Source organism: Aromatoleum anaerobium, from assembly GCF_012910705.2.
Classification (GTDB): Bacteria; Pseudomonadota; Gammaproteobacteria; order Burkholderiales; family Rhodocyclaceae; genus Aromatoleum; species Aromatoleum anaerobium.
Genome location: NZ_WTVG02000038.1, coordinates 411,645 through 429,276 on the forward strand (window position 1 = coordinate 411,645; position 17,632 = coordinate 429,276).

Annotated in this window: 16 protein-coding genes and 1 tRNA gene; 6 read left to right on the plus strand and 11 right to left on the minus strand. The window is 66.6% G+C overall.

Annotated elements, in window-relative coordinates; all coding sequences use genetic code 11:
* Positions 1–12: 12 nt before the first annotated feature.
* The 4 genes from sppA to thiS all read right to left on the minus strand — a co-directional run bounded on the left by sppA (position 13) and on the right by thiS (position 3,848).
* A complete protein-coding gene (gene sppA, locus GO606_RS10945; RefSeq protein WP_169119364.1) occupies positions 13–1,854 on the minus strand; it encodes a signal peptide peptidase SppA in 1,842 nt (613 codons plus the stop codon).
* Positions 1,855–1,886: 32 nt separating this feature from the next.
* Positions 1,887–2,672: a tRNA (guanosine(46)-N7)-methyltransferase TrmB gene (gene trmB, locus GO606_RS10950; RefSeq protein ID WP_169119365.1), complete on the minus strand. Its 786-nt coding sequence runs from the start codon at positions 2,670–2,672 to the stop codon at positions 1,887–1,889.
* A 108-nt stretch (positions 2,673–2,780) separates the two neighbouring features.
* Positions 2,781–3,566, minus strand: coding sequence for a thiazole synthase (locus tag GO606_RS10955; protein ID WP_169119366.1), 786 nt, complete (start codon positions 3,564–3,566; stop codon positions 2,781–2,783).
* Between the two features lie 78 nt (positions 3,567–3,644).
* Positions 3,645–3,848: a sulfur carrier protein ThiS gene (gene thiS, locus GO606_RS10960; protein ID WP_169119367.1), complete on the minus strand. Its 204-nt coding sequence runs from the start codon at positions 3,846–3,848 to the stop codon at positions 3,645–3,647.
* Between the two features lie 173 nt (positions 3,849–4,021).
* On the opposite strand from thiS, the gene GO606_RS10965 reads away from it, so the two are divergent.
* From GO606_RS10965 to GO606_RS10980, 4 genes are all read left to right on the plus strand, one after another.
* A tRNA-Gly gene (locus tag GO606_RS10965) sits at positions 4,022–4,095 on the plus strand.
* 227 nt (positions 4,096–4,322) lie between these two features.
* Complete coding sequence (locus GO606_RS10970) at positions 4,323–5,786, plus strand: integrase arm-type DNA-binding domain-containing protein (RefSeq protein WP_169119368.1); 1,464 nt, start codon at positions 4,323–4,325, stop codon at positions 5,784–5,786.
* The gene (locus GO606_RS10975; RefSeq protein ID WP_211166714.1) at positions 5,774–6,643 is read left to right on the plus strand and encodes a hypothetical protein; all 870 of its coding nucleotides are present in this window, start codon (positions 5,774–5,776) and stop codon (positions 6,641–6,643) included. The genes GO606_RS10970 and GO606_RS10975 overlap by 13 nt, the downstream gene beginning before the upstream one ends.
* 11 nt (positions 6,644–6,654) lie before the next feature.
* Entirely contained in the window at positions 6,655–7,110 is a 456-nt protein-coding gene (locus GO606_RS10980) for a hypothetical protein (RefSeq protein WP_246979490.1), read from the plus strand.
* A 317-nt stretch (positions 7,111–7,427) separates the two neighbouring features.
* Here the strand turns inward: GO606_RS10980 and GO606_RS10985 are convergent, their stop codons facing one another.
* The 3 genes from GO606_RS10985 to GO606_RS10995 all read right to left on the minus strand — a co-directional run bounded on the left by GO606_RS10985 (position 7,428) and on the right by GO606_RS10995 (position 8,881).
* Positions 7,428–7,748, minus strand: a complete 321-nt coding sequence (locus tag GO606_RS10985) for a type II toxin-antitoxin system RelE/ParE family toxin (protein WP_169119369.1) — start codon at positions 7,746–7,748, stop codon at positions 7,428–7,430.
* Positions 7,749–7,752: 4 nt separating this feature from the next.
* Positions 7,753–8,013: a ribbon-helix-helix domain-containing protein gene (locus tag GO606_RS10990; RefSeq protein ID WP_169119370.1), complete on the minus strand. Its 261-nt coding sequence runs from the start codon at positions 8,011–8,013 to the stop codon at positions 7,753–7,755.
* Positions 8,014–8,377: 364 nt separating this feature from the next.
* The gene (locus GO606_RS10995) at positions 8,378–8,881 is read right to left on the minus strand and encodes a flavin reductase family protein (protein WP_169119371.1); all 504 of its coding nucleotides are present in this window, start codon (positions 8,879–8,881) and stop codon (positions 8,378–8,380) included.
* Between the two features lie 114 nt (positions 8,882–8,995).
* On the opposite strand from GO606_RS10995, the gene mutY reads away from it, so the two are divergent.
* Complete coding sequence (mutY, locus tag GO606_RS11000) at positions 8,996–10,063, plus strand: A/G-specific adenine glycosylase (RefSeq protein ID WP_169119372.1); 1,068 nt, start codon at positions 8,996–8,998, stop codon at positions 10,061–10,063.
* A gap of 82 nt (positions 10,064–10,145) precedes the next feature.
* On the opposite strand, the gene GO606_RS11005 is transcribed toward mutY, so the two are convergent.
* From GO606_RS11005 to GO606_RS11020, 4 genes are all read right to left on the minus strand, one after another.
* Positions 10,146–11,306 carry an ABC transporter substrate-binding protein gene (locus GO606_RS11005; protein WP_169119373.1) on the minus strand — a complete coding sequence of 387 codons (1,161 nt, stop codon included), beginning with the start codon at positions 11,304–11,306 and terminating at the stop codon, positions 10,146–10,148.
* Between the two features lie 22 nt (positions 11,307–11,328).
* Positions 11,329–14,496 carry a sensor domain-containing protein gene (locus GO606_RS11010; RefSeq protein ID WP_246979492.1) on the minus strand — a complete coding sequence of 1,056 codons (3,168 nt, stop codon included), beginning with the start codon at positions 14,494–14,496 and terminating at the stop codon, positions 11,329–11,331.
* Positions 14,497–14,642: 146 nt separating this feature from the next.
* On the minus strand, positions 14,643–15,623 hold the full coding sequence (locus tag GO606_RS11015; protein ID WP_246979494.1) for a branched-chain amino acid ABC transporter permease: 981 nt from the start codon (positions 15,621–15,623) through the stop codon (positions 14,643–14,645).
* Positions 15,620–16,459, minus strand: a complete 840-nt coding sequence (locus GO606_RS11020; RefSeq protein ID WP_169119378.1) for a branched-chain amino acid ABC transporter permease — start codon at positions 16,457–16,459, stop codon at positions 15,620–15,622. Before GO606_RS11020 ends, GO606_RS11015 begins: the two co-directional genes overlap by 4 nt.
* A gap of 94 nt (positions 16,460–16,553) precedes the next feature.
* On the opposite strand from GO606_RS11020, the gene GO606_RS11025 reads away from it, so the two are divergent.
* Positions 16,554–17,621, plus strand: a complete 1,068-nt coding sequence (locus tag GO606_RS11025; RefSeq protein ID WP_169200649.1) for an IS630 family transposase — start codon at positions 16,554–16,556, stop codon at positions 17,619–17,621.
* The last annotated feature ends 11 nt before the right edge of the window (positions 17,622–17,632 follow it).

The following is a 17,632-nucleotide window of genomic DNA, read 5'->3' on the forward strand; positions in this document are numbered from 1 at the left end:
GATCGTCCTCGGCTAGAGCGCTTCGCAAAGACAATGCGTGTAGAGGTGGCGCGGGTCATTCCAGCGTAGCAGCTCGCCGGCATTCTGCTGCAAACCGTCGATGACGACGGCGAAGGGCGACGCGGAAAGGCCCGAAAGGCCGGAAAGACCGGCGACGGACGCCAGCATGGCGACGAAGCGCTGCAGGAGCCGCTGGCCGGGGCCGACGTCCGCTCTCGGCCAGACCGTCTCATAGCGCTTCAGCCCGGCGCGTGTTGCTGCCGCGGCGATCGCGGCTTCGAGGCCGCCGAGCTGGTCGACGAGCCCCAGCTTGCTCGCCGCCTCGCCGGTCCAGACGCGTCCGCGGGCGACGGTGTCGACTTCCGCGGCGCTCATGTCGCGCGCCTTGGCGACGGTCTCGAGGAAGCGCCGGTAACCGTGTTCGATGCCGAGCTGGATCGTCTTCGCCGCCGCCGGTTCGAGCGGGCGGCGCGGGTCGAAGGCGCCGGCGAGCGGGCCGGTCGCGACGCCGTCGGTATTCACGCCGAGCTTGTCGAGCGCTCCGGCGAGCTCGGGGAACAGCGCGAAAATCCCGATCGACCCGGTCAGCGAAGCGGGACTCGCAAAAATCTCTTCGGCCCCGGTCGCGATCCAGTAACCGCCGGACGCGGCGACCGAACTCATCGACGCGACGACCGGCTTGCCCGCCTCGCGCGTCAGTTCGAGCTCGCGCCGGATCACTTCCGACGCCCACGCGCTGCCGCCGGGGCTGTCGACGCGCAGCACCAGCGCCTTCACCCGCTCGTCCTCGCGCGCCGTGCGGATCAGGTGCGCGAGGCTGTCGCCGCCGACCGCCGATTGCGTGTCGCTGCCGTCGATGATCGCCCCCTGCGCGACCAGCACCGCGACGTGCTCGTCCCGGCCCGGCCGCGCGGCGCGCACTACGGCGAGATAGTCGTCGGCCTCGACGCGGCGGAAATCCTTGCCGTCCTCGCTTGCGCCGACGCGCGCCTTGAGCAGCTCGCGCCACTCGTCGCGCGTGCTCGCGCGATCGATCAGGCCGGCATCGCGCGCCGCCCGCACTGCATCGCCACCGGTCGCGGCGAGCGCGGCGGGGTAAGCGCTGACGTAGGCGTCGAGCTTCTCGGGCACAAGACGGCGGCTCGCGATGAGACCCTCGCGCACGCCGGTCCACAGCCCTTCGAGCAGATCGCGCGACGCTTCGCGGTCCGCCTCCGACATGTCGTTGCGCGTGAATGGCTCGCTGAACGCCTTGTATTCGCCGACGCGAAACACGTGCATTTTGACGCCGAGCTTGTCGAGCGCCCCGGCGAAATAGCTGATGTAGCGCGCGAGCCCTTGCAGCAGCACGAAGCCGTCGGGCCCGACATGGACTTCGTCAGCGACGCTGGCGAGGTAGTACTGCCCCTGCGTGAAGCGCTCGCCGCGGGCGAACACCGGCTTTCCGCTCTGCCGGAAGGCGACGATCGCGGCGCGCAGTTCGGCGAGTTTCGACAGGCCGGTCGGGCCGAGACGGTCGGTCTCGATGACGAGCGCCTTGATCCGCCTGTCGTCGCGCGCCGCCCCGACCGCTTCGAGCAGATCGTGCAGTGCGGTTTGGGAAGGCGCAACGCCGCCATTGCGCAGCACATCGAGCGGAGTCTCGAACGTCGTCTGCTCGACGAGCGGACCGGCCGGGCGCAGCACCAGCGCCGCGCCGTCCGGCACCGCCGGCAGCGCGCGCCACAGCAGCACCACGACAAAGGCGAGCAACAGCAGGAATACCGCGTTGAGGACCACGCGCCGCAGCACGTCGAGCGTGCGCCACAATCCCGCGAGCACCGCGCCGAGAAAGCCAAAGAGGCGTTTCACCATCGTTCAGATCTCCCGTTCGACGCGTGCTTCGCTCAGCCGCGCCGCCTGAACACCAGATCCCAGACGCCGTGCCCGAGCTTCAGACCGCGGTTCTCGAATTTCGTCAGCGGGCGGTAAGCCGGACGCGGGGCATAGCCGTCGGCAGTATTCTCCAGCGCCGGCTCGGCGGCGAGCACTTCGAGCATCCACCGGGCGTATTCCTCCCAGTCGGTCGCGCAGTGCAGATAAGCGCCGGGCGCGAGCCGGGACGCGACCAGCGCGACGAAATCGGGCTGGATGATACGCCGCTTGTGATGACGCTTTTTGTGCCACGGATCGGGAAAGAACACATGCACGCCTGCCAGCGCCCGCTCGGGAATCATGTCGCGCAGCACTTCGACCGCGTCGTGCTGGACGATCCGCACGTTGCCCAGCTCGCCTTCGGTGATCAGCTTGCACAGGCTGCCGACTCCCGGCCCATGCACTTCGATCGCGAGGAAATCCTTGTCGGGCAGCGCGGCGGCGATTTTCGCCGTCGTCTCGCCCATGCCGAAACCGATCTCGACGATTTTCGGCGCCGCGCGTCCGAACGCCGCGTCGAGATCGAGCGGCGCGACGCGGTAGGGAATGCCGACTTTGGGCAGCGTCTCGTCGAGGTGACGCTGCTGCGCAACCGACATGCGTCCCTGGCGCAGCACGAAACTGCGGATCGAGCGGCTCGAAAAACGCGCTTCCGGATCGCCCGGGGCCGACGCACAGGATTGCGGGTCGGCGTGCGATTCGTCCGGAACCGCGGACGGATGCCCGGTTTCCGGCGAGTTCTGGGGTGGGAGGGTCATCGTCAGGGATCGTAACGTCGTGCGGGTCCGTGCCGGCGCGAGTGCCGGCGGCACGGCGAAAAGGGGCGACGCGCGCTGCCCGGATTGCAGGCGGCGCGCGATGTTCGTTCAGGAGCCGATCAGGCCGCTCGTCGGCGAGCTCGGATCGGCCGAATAATGCTTGCGCGGCATGCGTCCGGCAAGAAACGCCTCGCGCCCGGCCTCGACCGCCTTCTTCATCGCCGAGGCCATCAGCACGGGGTCCTTTGCGTGCGCGATTGCCGTGTTCATCAGCACGCCGTCGCAGCCCAGTTCCATCGCGATCGCCGCATCGGACGCGGTGCCGACGCCTGCATCGACGAGTACCGGCACTGTCGCCTGGTCGATGATCAGCCGCAGGTTCCACGGATTCAGGATGCCCATGCCGGAGCCGATCAGCGACGCCAGCGGCATCACCGCGACGCAGCCGATCTCTTCGAGCATCTTCGCCTGGATCGGGTCGTCGGCACAGTACACCATCACCTCGAAACCGTCCTTGACGAGGATTTCGGCCGCCTTCAGCGTCTCGGGCATGTTCGGGAACAGGCTCACCGGATCGCCGAGCACTTCGAGCTTCACCAGCGCGTGGCCATCGAGCAGCTCGCGCGCGAGCCGCAGCGTGCGCACCGCGTCATCCGCCGTGTAGCAGCCGGCGGTGTTCGGCAGGATCGTGAAGCGCTCGGGCGGCAGCACGTCGAGCAGGTTCGGTTCATCGGCGTTCTGGCCGATGTTGGTGCGGCGGATCGCAACGGTGACGATCTCGGCGCCGCTCGCGTCGATCGCCGCGCGCGTCTCGGCGAAATCCTTGTATTTTCCGGTGCCCACCAGCAAACGGGAGCGGTAGGACTTGCCTGCGATCATCAGGGAGTCGTTCATGTTCGGCCTGTAGGAATCGGGTTGATGAAGGCGCGCGGGCCGTTGCCGGACCGCCACGCCGGGGCGGCGCAGCAGCGCTCAGCCGCCGCCGACCGCGACGACGATCTCAAGCCGGTCGCCGTCGGCGAGCAGCGTGTGCGCATGCTGCCCTTTCGGCACGATCTCACCGTTGCGCTCGACCGCGAGACGCTTGCTGGCGAGCTGCCTGGCTTCGAGCAGCGCGAGCACCGACGGCGCCTCGTCGAGGCGCTCGGGTTTGCCATTGATGATGAGCTCAATCATGCTGAAGCTGTCGATGGTGCAATGAAGCGAAATCTTACCACGCCCCCCGCGGACGCTTGCCCTGTCACCGGTTTCGACGAAGCCCCGGCGCCAGGCGCGCGCACTCACGCATTGCGCGCCGCCGCGCCCGCCATTAGAATGGCAGCCCTGTTCAGCGCAAATCGGGCTGAATCGCGGGCGTCGTATAATGGTAATACCCTAGCTTCCCAAGCTAGAGCCGTGGGTTCGATTCCCATCGCCCGCTCCACCGCACACTTTCCACGGAGTTCCGTGGATGTCCAAGAAGCTCACTAAGTCGTTGATCAAAGACGACTTTTAAGCGCCACGATGTTCCATGGACATCCACAGAAATCCACCTGAAGCCGCGACTTTTATGTCCATTATTGCGGGCACGGCGGCTTCCGGATTGTTTGTGGAGCGCGAAGGTCGATGGGTTAAGCATCTGGCTCCTGACTCAAGTTCAGGAGCTGGAACATGGCACTCTCAGAGTTGGAAGTGCGTCGGGCCAAGGCCACCGGCAAGGCCTACACCCTCAGGGACATGGATGGTCTCTTCCTGGCCGTCACGGCCACCGGGGGCAAGAGCTGGCACTTTCGCTACTACTGGCTGAAAGAGCCAAAACGGATGTCGCTGGGTACCTACCCGGAGATTTCCCTTCGCGAGGCACGGGCCCTGCGCGACGAAGCACGAGCCTTGGTGGCCAAGGACATCAACCCTCGCATCCATCGCAAGCAAAAGCGCGGCGCGGTCAAGCTCGCCGCATTTCACCGCCACGGCCGCTTTCAGCATCTGGTGAAAGACCCAAAAACGGTGAAATCTCGTGGCCTATTTCAAGAAATGTGGTATTTTCAGCAAACGCTGAAAGAGGTCAAATCAATGAACGAAGCAGAAGCCCGTGCCGGCGAGGCGCTACGGCAGTTGCTTGAGAAGATCCCGATCCTCCAGATCGAAGGCATCGAGTCCGAAGTTGTGTCCGGCCAGTGGGAACCGGACTTGATCGCACGGCTGCTGGTGGACGGGCGGCAACACCTCCTCATCTGCGAATTCAAGTCGAACGGCCAACCGCGATACGCCCGTTCTGCGCTGCTGGAACTGCGTGACTATGTGGCGCAGCGAGCCCCGCAGGCTACCCCCGTCTTCATGGCGCCCTACATCTCACCCGCAGTGAGGCAACTGTGCGAAGAGAAGGGCGTCGGTTATCTCGATCTGGAGGGAAACGCCCGGATCGCCTTCGGCGGCGTGTTCATAGAGCGCATGGTGGCAGACAAGCCAGCGGCTGAACAACGTGAGCTCAAGTCGCTTTTCAGGCCGAAGTCGGCACAGGTTCTACGCGCCATGCTGCGCGAACCCGGCCGTGCAAGGCGCGTCGCCGAGCTATCGGAGATCTCCGGGGTCAGCCTGGGGCATGTCAGCAATGTGCGCGCCGGCTTGATCGATCGGGAATGGGCACGAGCCTCGGACGAGGGCCTTCTCCTGTCGGAGCCCGACGCACTGCTCGACGCATGGCGCGACAGCTACGCCGCGCCGTCAGGTGAGCGTATGCGGTTCTACACGCCATTGCATGGCAGCGCGCTGGAAGACGCGGCCCGGAGTGCACTGGGCACACAAGGCGGCCGCGGACATGCTGCCTTCGCGTCCTTTTCGGCAGCGCAGTGGCTTGCCCCTTACGGGCGCACCGGCACGCACTACTTCTTTGCCGACGAGGAAGGTCTGCGCAAGCTCCAGGCAGCGCTGAAGCTTGCGCCCGCCTCGAAAGGCGAGAACGTAGTCATCACCGTGCCGAAGGATTCGGGACTGCTCGCCGACACGATTGAACCCGCGCCGGGCGCGGTCTGCACGAGCCCGATCCAGACCTACCTTGATCTGTCCATTGCTGGCGAACGCGGCGCCGAGGCCGCCGAGCACTTGCGCCAAGAAAGGCTCTCATGGCCAAAATGACACCCCAGGAACCACAGTCGGCCGCCGAATACGACGACCGGACGACCGCGGCCGTGAAATCGGTGCTGATCGAGATCGGCCAGATCCTTGGCAGCTTCAAGGGCAGGTTCGCCATCATCGGCGGCGCGGTTCCTTGGCTGCTGCTGGCCAACGAGGACATGCCGCATGTTGGCACGCTCGACGTGGACGTCGGCCTGGACGCGGAAGCGCTCGGCGACGGCGAGTATGCGACCTTGATTGGCGCGCTTCAAGGCCACGGATATGCCCAGCGCGAGGGGCTTCGGCGCTTTCAACTGGTTCGCCAGGTTCCCGCGCGAGATGATGGGGAAGCGATCGACGTCGTGGTCGATTTCTTGATGCCGCGTGACGCGGAGATCGTCAAGAACGATCCTCCGTTGATCAATGACTTCGCGGTGCAGCGGGCCGATGGCGCCGACCTGGCGATGCGGTTCTACCAACTGGTCGCTGTGGCGGGGCCGATGCCCGATGGCGGAACCAACCGCGTGGAGATCGCGGTGTGCTCGATCCCCGCTCTGCTGGCGATGAAAGGCCATGCTCTGGCTGGCCGCTACAAGCAGAAGGACGCCTACGACATCTACTACTGCGTGCGGAACTATCCCGGCGGTATCGAGGTGCTGGCACAGGAATGTCGGCAACTGCTGGGGCATCCCAGCGGCGAGCGCGGCTTCCGGCACATCGCCGAGAAGTTCGACACCTTCGACGGCCATGGTCCCACCTGCGTGAGGCGCTTCGTCGAAGACACGCATGCGCTGGGCGACCGCACGCCCGAACAGTGGCAGCAGGACGCGTTCGGGCAGATCGACGCGCTGCTGCGCGCCATGGCGCTGCGAGGTTGAGTCGCGCGACCATGGACTACGCGCAACTTCGCAATCTGCTGGAGCCTCTGGTCACCGGGCTGAAGGATGCCGGGACACACACCATGCTGCCGACGCTTTGCGAAGAATTGGGACTGCCTGCACCTGCCGCCGATGGTTCCAAGCGCGAGCGCATGACCGCCAGCTTCGACGCGGTAGCGGACACGGACCTGCCGGCAGTTGCACGCAAGCTGTTGGTGCGCCACCCGCCTAACGCCACCACGCGCAACCAGACTCAGGACATCCTCTGGAGCGACAGCGCGTGTCCGCCCATCCCCAAGCGGTACCGCCGCGAGGTCGCGCGCAGGCTCAATAGCGAAGAGCTGTATGGGGATGCCCGCAGGTTCGACGATTTGCTGGAACGCCTGTGGATCTTGGATGCCGATGATTGGATGCAACTGCTGGGCGGGACGCCCACGGGATTGCGCGCTGAAATCCGCCGGCTATGAAGTCTTTCGCTTCGGGGCAGGGGAGCTGCAGGTGCCAACGGCGAAGGCTGACGTCAAGGCCTTCTTCGAGGCACTGTTCAAACGCTACGGCGTTCTGACCAACTGAAAACCCAAGCCCGTGCTGGCCGCAATGAAATTCTGCGAGGGGCGAGACCTGACGACGCTCCCAGCTTGCCGGGATTGCTCCATGCCGCATTGATCGTGGCCCCACGAAGCAACGTCCCTATACCTAAAGGCTTCCATAAAGGCCAAAGGGCCGGGAAGGGGCAAGGGAAGGCGGTCTGTCCAAGCTATCCCCGGGAGATGGCTGCCCCGGTTCACAAGCCGAAATCTTCCCGGAAGCGATCGATCTGGTGCATCCGCTCATGCAGAACCGTCACGATGCCGATGTCGCCGTTCGAGAGCCACCGCCAATAGACGAAGTGCCGTTCGTAGCGGAAGAAGTAGCCTTCGATACCGAACTCGGCCGGAATAGGCCGCGATGACGTCCGGTGGGTCGCGATGCCGTCGAAGGCCTCAAACAGACCGGTGATGTAGCGGTCGGCCTGCTGGGTGCCCCAGCGATCCCGCGTGTAGCGATAGATCTCGTCGAGCCGCCAGGACGCCGCCTCCTGGATGCAGACCTGGACCTCGGACACGCCGTCAGGTCCGGTTGCGCGCGATCACATCGGCTGCCGTCAGCGGCTTGTACGCCGATTCCGGCGCGGCAAAGGCGTGGGTCAGTTCGGCCTTGAGTCGCTCGAACGCCTCCTTCTCCGTGCGCTCCTTGTCGCGGCGAATCAGGTCCCGCACATATTCGCTAACGTTCTCGTAGGCGCCGTGCTCGCTCACGTTGGCGGCGACGAAGTCGCTGAGAGGGCCGCTGAGGCGAACCGTCATCGTCGTGGTTGTGGTTCGGGCCATGGTTCAGTCCTCTTGCTGCTTGGTGTATTCAATATAACCAAAAACGAATACACGTACAAGCTCCAACCCCGTGCTCCAACCTGGTGCTTCGGCGATCCTCAGGGAGTGTGCATGTTGCTGGTCACAGGGCGGCATGAGCGTCGGCGTGCGCCGGAAGGCTGCCCGTACCAGCGATCCCCCCGGGGATTGCCTAGCCAATCAGGGATCGCGCATCATCGACCGCAACCGTTCCAGGTAGCTGGGGCTTGATTCAGCTTGCTGCCTACCTGCGTCTGGGCCATCCGGGGGACGAGGTTCGGAGATCTACACCGTCTTTAATCAAAAAATTGACGACGAGCGATAAAATAATCGAAATTTCAACAGCTTAATCGTTTTGTGCGAGCCTCCGGTATGCCCCGCTGTGGAAAATCAGCGGCGGGTGGTCCTCGCGGTCGAAGCGGACGACTTCCGACAGGAACAGGAGGTGGTCGCCGCCTTCATGGCGCACGGTGTTTCGGCATTCGAAGCGGGCGCAGCAGCCGCGCAGCAGCGGCACGCCGTACAGGCCCTCGTCGATGTCCAGGCCGGCGAACTTTTCGTCGGAGCGCGTCGCGAAGAGCTGCGACAGGTGCTGCTGGTCTTCCGACAGCACGTTGACCGCGTAGTATTCGCAGGCTTCGAACACCGCCAGGCTCTGCAAGTGGCGCGCCAGGCTCCAGACGATCAGCGGCGGGTCGAGCGAGACGGAGTTGAACGAATTGACCGTCAGCCCGATCGCTTCGCCGTTCGGCGCCCGGGTCGTGACCACCGCGATGCCGGTAGCGAACATGCCGAGCGTGTCGCGGAAGGCGCGGGTGAATTCCTGGTGGGTGACGGGCGGCTGGGACATGGGCGGGGCTGGGCGGCGGATCGCAGGTTCTCGCCCGCCGCACCTGAAGTGAATGGAGCCGATGATTATCGCTGCGCAGGCGGCATCGGGCAACGCAAAATGGAACAGCGGGCAATGGATACAGGCACGACTTTCGCCGCACGGCTCATCGACTGGCATCGCCGCCACGGCCGGCACGACCTGCCCTGGCAGCACACGTCCGGCCGCACCCCCGATCCGTATCGCATCTGGCTGTCGGAAATCATGCTGCAGCAGACCCAGGTCGACACGGTGATCCCGTACTACGCGCGCTTCCTGGCGCGCTTCCCGGATCTCGCGGCGCTCGCCGCGGCGCCGGTCGACGATGTACTCGCGCTGTGGAGCGGGCTCGGCTACTACGCCCGCGCGCGCAACCTGCACAAGGCGGCGCAGGAGGTGGTCGAGCTTCACGGCGGCAGCTTCCCGTCGCGCGCCGCAGCGATCGCCCGGCTACCCGGCATCGGCCGCTCGACGGCGGCGGCGATCGCGGCGTTCGCGTTCGGCGAGCGCGCGGCGATCCTCGACGGCAACGTCAAGCGAGTGCTGTGCCGCGCGTTCGGCATCGACGGCTTTCCCGGCGAGCGGGCGGTCGCGGCGCGGCTGTGGGCGCTGGCCGAATCGCTGCTGCCGCAGACGGATGTCGGCACTTACATCCAGGCGCAGATGGACCTGGGCGCGACGGTGTGCAGGCGCAGTCGGCCGGCGTGCGCACGCTGCCCGCTCACCGACTCGTGTGTCGCGCGCCGCGAGGAGCGCATCGCCGAACTGCCGGCGGCGCGTCCGCGCAAGACCGTGCCGCAGCGCCGGGTGCGCGTCGCAGTGATTCATGCGGCGGGCCGCGTGTTGCTCGAGCGGCGCCCCCCTGCCGGCATCTGGGGCGGGCTGCTCGCGCTGCCGGAAATTCCCGACAGCGAGCCGGACGCCGGGCGCTGGCTGCAAACGCGCTTCGGCCTCGCGCCACGCGCGAGCCTCCCGCTCGCTCCGCTGAACCACGCGTTCACGCATTTCCGGCTCGAGATCACGCCGATCCGCTTCGACGTCGAGGACGCAGGGTGCAGCGTCGCCGAAGCCGGGCATCGCTGGCTTGCGCTCGCCGACCTGGACGCGGCCGGGCTGCCGACGCCGGTCCGGCGCATTCTCGACGCGCTCGCCAGCGGGGCGTGAGCCCGTTGCGCCGGACGGAAAACGAAGTCTCGGCGCGGCCAAAGCACAGCCTTCCAAGTGACGGCTGTGCGATCGGCACCACTCACTTCAGATAGTCGGTCAGGATCACCCAGCGGCCCTCGCGGATCTGCGCGATGCGCCCGTGGCGGTTGCCGAGGTGGTCGTCGGGGCTGAAACGATATTCCGGGCTGCCGAAGAAGTCGCGCGATGTGTGCAGCGATTCCATCGCGGCCACGAAGCGCTCGACGGTGAGATCGGGCCCGGCCCGTTCCGCGGCCTTGACGAAGAGGTCGGCGGCGCCGTACCCCATCACGCTCCAGACGTTCGGCGCGGCGCCAAAGCGTCTCCGGTAGCGTTCGATCCACTCGGCGAGCGGGCGGCTCGCGCCTTCCGCGTAGGGGTGCGGCAGCACGCTGACGCCGTACAGCCCTTCCACGGCCTTGCCGCCGAGTTCGTGCGTCTGCGCCGAATAGCCCGACGCGGTGACGAGCATGTCGACGGTCCAGCCGGTCTTGCGCGCTTCGGCGACCGCGGCGACGGTCTCGCGCACGACCGTCGCGAGGACGACGAAGTCGCAGCCGGCAGCCCGCAGCCGCGCGATCTGGCTCGACAGGTCAGTCGCGCCGCGCTTGTAGCTGGTCTTCGCGACGAGCGGCTGGTTGAGCGCCGCCAGCGCCCGCTCGACGCCTTTCATGACTTCCAGGCCATAGTCGTCGTCCTGGTACAGCAGGCAGGTATGCCGGTAGCGATGGGTCTGCACCATGAAGCGCGTTGCCGCGTCCATGTAGTCCTGGTACGGCGCGAACATCTGGAACTTCAGCGGATGGCGCGGCGCGTACGTCGATTCGTGCGGCGAAAACGGGAACAGGTGCGGTCGCCCGGCGCCGACGACGACCGGCATCGTCGCCATCACGACCGGCGTGCCGAGGTTCGCGAGGAACGCGAACACGTGGTCGCGCTGGATCAGCTTGCGCGCCGCGAGCGCGCCCTTCTTCGGGTCGTAGCCGGAATCCTCGACGACGAGCCGCACTTTGCGACCATGCACGCCGCCGCCCGCGTTCGCATCCTCGAAGCGCATCAGCATGCCGTCGCGCACCGGCACGCCGAGCAGCGCGATCGGGCCGGACAGGTCCTGGATGCTGCCGACGACGATCTCGTCGCGGCTCACGCCGGGTGCCTGCGCCGCCGCGGTGCAGGAAACGGCCAGCGCAACGACGCCGAAGAGGCGGCGGATGAAAGTCATGCAAGCCTCGCGGCGACAAGCATCAGCATGACTCCGTGCAGTCCGGCGCGGCGGCAACGCTTCGCAGCGGCGCCATCATGGCCTCGAATGCGTCGGCCGCCAGCGGCTTGCCGATCAGGTAGCCCTGCAGGTAATCGCAGCCCAGCGCGCGCAGGAATTCGCGCTGTTCGGCCGATTCGACGCCTTCGGCGGTGACGCGCAGCCCGAGGCTGTGCGCCATGTTGATGATCGCTTCGACGAGGCTCGCGTCGTTGCGGTCGTCCGGACAATCGCGCACGAAGCTGCGGTCGATCTTGACGATATCGACGGGGAAGCGCTTGAGGTAGGACAGCGACGAGAAACCGGTGCCGAAATCGTCGAGCGCGAAGCAGATGCCCTGCTCCTTGATGTCGCGCATGCGGGCCTCGACGCTGTCGCTGCCGCCCATCAGCACCGATTCGGTGATCTCGAGGATCAGAGCGTCGCGTGCGGTGTCGCATTCCGCGAGCAGCGTGCGCAGCAGCTCCGGCAGGCCGGTTTCGCCGAACTGCACGCCCGACACGTTCACCGCCAGGCGCAGCGGCGGATAGCCGCGCGCCAGCCAGTCGCGGCGCTGGCGCATGGCTTCGCGCAGCACCCATTCGCCGATCTGGACGATCAGCCCGCAGTCTTCCGCCACCGGGATGAATTCGATTGGCGGGATCATGCCGCGCTCGGGATGCTTCCAGCGGAGCAGCGCCTCGGCGCCGACCAGCGTGCCGCTCGCGCTGTCGACGATCGGCTGGTAATGCAGCTCGAACGCGCGCTGTTCGACGGCAATGCGCAGATCCGCTTCGAGGTGCACGCGCGCGAGGGCATCGGCCTGCATGTGAGGGGCATAGGGCTGGGCGCGGTTCTTGCCCGCCTGCTTGGCCTTGTACATCGCGATGTCGGCGTTGCGCAGCAGCGTCTGGACATCGTTGCCGTCGTCGGGAAACACCGTGATGCCGACGCTGCCGGAAATATGATGACGCGCACCGCGCAGCGCGAAAGGCTCGCGCAGCACGGCGACGAGCTTGTCTGCGATCGCGCCGAGGTCCGCCGGATCGGCAAGGTCGTGCACGACCACCGTGAACTCGTCACCCCCCAGGCGCGCCACCGTGTCCTCGTCGCGCACGCAGGTGTTGAGACGGCGCGCGACATCCACCAGCAGCTCGTCGCCGACCTCGTGGCCGAGCGAATCGTTGATCCACTTGAAGCCGTCGAGGTCGAGGAACAGCAGCCCGACCTTGCACGCATGACGACGGGCATGGGCGAGCGCATGACCGAGGCGGTCCTGCAGCAGGCTCCGGTTGGCCAGCCCGGTGAGCGGGTCGAAGTTGGCCTGGCGCCACATCGCGACTTCCTGCTGCTTGCGCTCGGTGATATCGCTGAACAGCGTGACGTACTCCGCGACCTTGCCGTCGGTGTCGCGCACGGCGGTGACGGTGATCCACTGCGGATAAGTGCCGCCGTCCTTGCGCCGGCTCCCCACTTCGCCCGCCCAGCTGCCGCTCTCGACGATCGACGTCCACATCGCATCGAAGAACGTCGCCTCATGGCGTTCGGGCTTGAACATCGAAGACTTGCGGCCGATGACTTCGGCCGCGAGGTAGCCGGTAATGGTGCAGAACGCGGGGTTGACGGACGTGATCAGGCCTTGCGCGTCAGTCGTCATGATGCCCTGGCTGCAGGCCTTGAAGACCACCATCGCCTGGCGCATGCGCTCCTCGACGCGCTTGCGTTCGGTGACATCCTGGACGACCGAGTAGAGCAGCTTCCGGCCGGCGATCTCGATCGGGCCGCTGGCCACCTCGACATCGCGCAATTCGCCGCTGGCGAGCCGGTGGCGGAAGCGGAAAGTGTCGACCTCGCGCGCCTGGGCATGCGCCATCTCGCGCTGGATCTGCTCGCGACCCAGCACATTGATGCTCCAGATCCTCATGCGCGTGAGCGTGGCCAGGTCATAGCCGTAATATTCGCAGGCCTTGGCGTTCGCATCGACGATACTGCCGTCGACGGGGTCGATGACCAGCATCACCACCCGGCTGTTGGCGAACAGCTCGCGGTAGCGCAACTCGCTTTCGATCAGCGCCTGTTCCATGCGCACGCGCTCGGTGAGGTCGCGCACCAGCACGATGAACCCCTCCGGGGCGAGACCGGCCCCGGCAAGCCGGCTGATCGATGCGCTGAAGTGATGCCTGCCGCGCGGCAGGTCGAGCGTGTACTCGACCTGCCGCAGCCCCCCTGCGGCGGAAATTTCCTCCAGCGCCTCGTCGAACTTCACCGCCACCGCCGGCGGCAGCGTTTCGGCATACGCACGGCCGATAAACCGCTCCGGCCCCGTCAGCAGCAGTCCGGGATCGGGGGCATGGAATTCGGCGATGCGCCGGTTCCGGTCGATGACGAACATCAGGTCGGGCAACGACGCAATCAGCGCGGCAAGCTTCACTTCACGCTCGCGCAACTCGCGCTCGGCCCGCTTCTGCAGCGTGATGTCTTCCTTGACCGCGACAAAGCCCGAAATCGTCCCGTCACCCGCCCGGATCGGGGCGATCGAGGCCGTCTCCCAGTAATGCGTACGGTCCTTGCGAACGTTCTCGAATTCGCCGCGCCACACGTGGCCGTGGGTGATCGTCGCCCACATTGCCGCGTATTCGTCCGCCGAACGATTGCCCGACTTGAGGATGCGGGGGTTCTTTCCCGCCACTTCTTGCGCGGTGTAGCCGGTGCAGCGTTCGAATTGCGGATTGACGTACTCGATGTTTCCGCTGCGATCGGTGATCACGATCGAGGCCGGGCTGCATTCGATTGCCGTCGACAACTTGCGCAGCTGCTGTTCGCCGACGTGTGCCACCGACTGGGCGCGATCCAGCTCCGCCTCGCGCGCCCGCACTTCGGCGCTGCGCGCCGCCACCAGTCGCTGCAGATCGGCCCGGTGCCCGCGCAGCTGCACCATCTGGTTTGCCAGCCAGCCGAGCAGCAGGCTGAACAACAGCGCCACGGCAGCGTTCAGCGACAGCACCAGGTTGTCGCCCGGGCCGGCCCCCGGTTCGACGCTCGGCAGCCAGGTGCCGCGCCGGTGCTCGAGGCCCAGCACGAGGGCGCCGGAAATCATCCCGGCGATGAGGAAAACGACGATCCCGACGACGAGCGGACGGCGCTGTCGAACGTACTCCGACCAGTTCGCCATGATCACTCCGGCCCCGGTCCGGGCGGCGCATCAGACACCAAGAGTTTCCTCACGCCAGCGCGCTCCCTGAATTGACATAGGCGGATCGCCACTTTAGCGCGATGTCGCGAAATTTCGATGCCAATCACTTCACCAACGTCCCCGATTCAGGATGAACTGCGCGATGCCCGACCTGCCAGGCCCTCGGGACGCAGCACGATCACCGCGACGACGACCGCCCCGAACAGCGTCGTCTCGAGACCCGCCGCAGCGGCGAGGTCCGGCGGCAACGCCTCGCTCGCGAGCGAAATGGCCTGCGGAATCGCGATCACCACCAGCGCGCCCCACAACGCACCGGCAAGACGGCGCGCGCCGCCGATGAAAACCAGCATCAGCAGCTCGAACGACAGCGCCAGGCCGAACTGTTCCGGGCTGACGAAGCCGATCCAATGCGCGTACAGGGCGCCGGCGAGCCCCGACAGCCCCCCGCCAAGCACGAATGCCAGCATTTTCGCACGGCCGATGTCGATGCCGCTTGCCGCGGCGGCGAGCTCGTCCTCGCGCACCGCGCGCCAGGCCCGCCCGAGCCGCGACGCCATCCAGCGCCGGCACGCGAACCCGGCGAGCGCGAGTGCGACGAGGCTCAGCGCGGCCTGCGCCGCCGCAGTGCCCGCGGACCAACTGCCCAGCGCCAGCGCCGGCACGGCCAGCCCCGCCGCGCCGCCCGTCAGCGACTCCCAGCGCACCAGCGCTTCCTCGACGATCAGCGCAAACGCAAGCGTGCTCATCGCGAAATACAGGCCGCCGAGGCGCCGCGCCGGCAGGCTCGCGAGCCACCCGCCCGCCGCGCCGAGCACGATCGCCAGCGGCAGCGACACCGGCGCCGGCACGCCGTGCAGCGCCAGCAGCGTCTCGGCATAGGCGCCGAATCCGAGCAACGCGCCCTGGCCGAGCGGGATCTGGCCGCACTGGCCGACGACGAGGACCACCCCGAGCCCTGCGATCGCGTACGTGAACACGAACGCCGCCTGCGCCAGCACGTACTCCGGGCCGAGCGCGCGCAACGCCAGCGCGCCGAGCACCGCAAGCCCGATCACCCCCGCCGTCCACCGGACGATCGCGCCCGCCCGCATCGCCGCGCCTGTCATCGCCGCCGCAGCCCGCCGGCGAGGCCGTCCGGAAACAGCAGCAGCGCCAGCATCAGCAGCACGTACGGCACGACATCCTTCACCCCTTCCGGCAACGCGAACCCGGCGAGCGCTTCGACGACACCGATGAACACTCCCCCGGCCAGCGCGCCGGGAAGGCTCGTCATGCCGCCGAGCACGGCTGCCGGAAACGCTTTCAGCGCGACGAGCCCCATGTTCGGATGCACGAACGTGACCGGCGCGAGCAGCAGCCCGGCCGCCGCGGCGAGGCCGGCGCCGAGCGCCCACGCGAGCGTATGCATGCCGGCGACCGATACGCCCATCAGCGCCGCGGCGGTCGCGTTCTCGGAGCATGCGCGCAGCGCGAGGCCGGCGCGCGTGCGGCGAAAAAACAGCGTCAGCGCCAGCGCGAGCACGGCCGTCGCGACGATCACGACGATGTGCTCGGCGGCGATCACCAGTCCGCCGACCCGCCAGCTCTCGCCGGCGAACGGCAGCGCCAGGCGATGCATCGAATGCGTCGCGGCAGGCACCGAGCCGACTGCGCCGCGCAACATCATGCCGAGCCCGAAAGTCAGCAGCAGCGCAGTCAGGTGCGCCTGCCCGAGCGCCCGGCGCAGCACCATGCGCTCCAGCACCGCGCCGAACGCCGCCATCCCGGCGATGCCGCCCGCCGCCGCCGGCGCGAGCGGCCAGCCCGCGGCCAGGTGCAACGCGAGCACCGCGAACGCGCCCGCCATCAGCAGCTCGCCCTGCATGAAACTGACCGTGCCGGTCGCCTTGTAGATCAGCACGAAGGACAGCGCGACGAGCCCATACACGCAGCCGGTCGCGATGCCGCTGCTGAGTACCTGGACGCGCGCTAGTGTTTAGTTGCGTTAATACAAGATAGTATTATGATACCCACTTCGCTTGACACAAGGGGGTCTCATGGCGCGAGTGGCGGTTGAGTTGTCGTGTCCGGCAGAAGTGATGTCGGAGCTTGAGCGTCTGTCTCGAAGTCGGAGCGGCGAGGTTCGCCTGGTCGAGCGTGCGCGCATCGTTCTGGCGTGCCTGCATGGCAAGCGCAATGACGAGGTTGCCAGCGAGCTCGGTGTTCGACCGAATACGGTCGGGCTGTGGCGCCGACGCTTTGCCGAGCAAGGTATCGCAGGGCTTCGCGACGCGCCCCGGCCCGGCAAGCCCGCCAAGTACGGTGTCGAGTTGCGCGACCGAATCTTGGCACAGCTCGAATTGCCGCCACCGGCCGGCATGGCGAGCTGGGATGGGGGCTCGCTGGCCAAGGCGCTGAGCGTGTCCGATCACGCGGTGTGGCGCATCCTGCGCAAGGAAGGCATCCAGTTGCAGCGCCACCGTTCGTGGTGCGTCAGCACGGACCCGGAGTTTGCCGCCAAAGCGGCCGACATAATCGGGCTGTACTTGAACCCGCCCGAGAACGCCCTGGTGATCAGCGTCGACGAGAAGCCCTCGATTCAAGCCCTCGAGCGGGCGCGCGGCTACGTGCAGACCAGCAGTGGCAAGGTCGTCCAGGGAATGAAGAGCACCTACAAGCGGCACGGCACCGTCAATTTGTTCGCCGCATTGGAGGTCGCCACCGGCGTCATCCGAGGCAAGACGACGCAGACTAAAAAGCGCGCCGACTTCCAGGCCTTCATGGACGAGGTCGTTGCCGACCAGCCCGTCGACCGGCAGATCCACGTCATCCTGGACAACTTGAACACCCACAAGAAGAACGAGGACTGGCTCGCCGCACATCCGAACGTCACCTTTCACTTCACGCCTACCAGTGCGAGCTGGCTCAACCAAGTCGAAATCTGGTTCGGCATCTTCCAGCGAAAGACGCTGAACAACGCGAGCTTCCGAAGCGTCGAGCAACTCATTGAGGCCATCCATGCCTTCACTGCCGCCTACAACGAAAACGCAGCGCCATTCGTCTGGCGCAAACGAGAGGTTCGCGGGTCACAGCTTCGTAATACTATTGTTAACTTACGCAATTAAACACTAGGCCG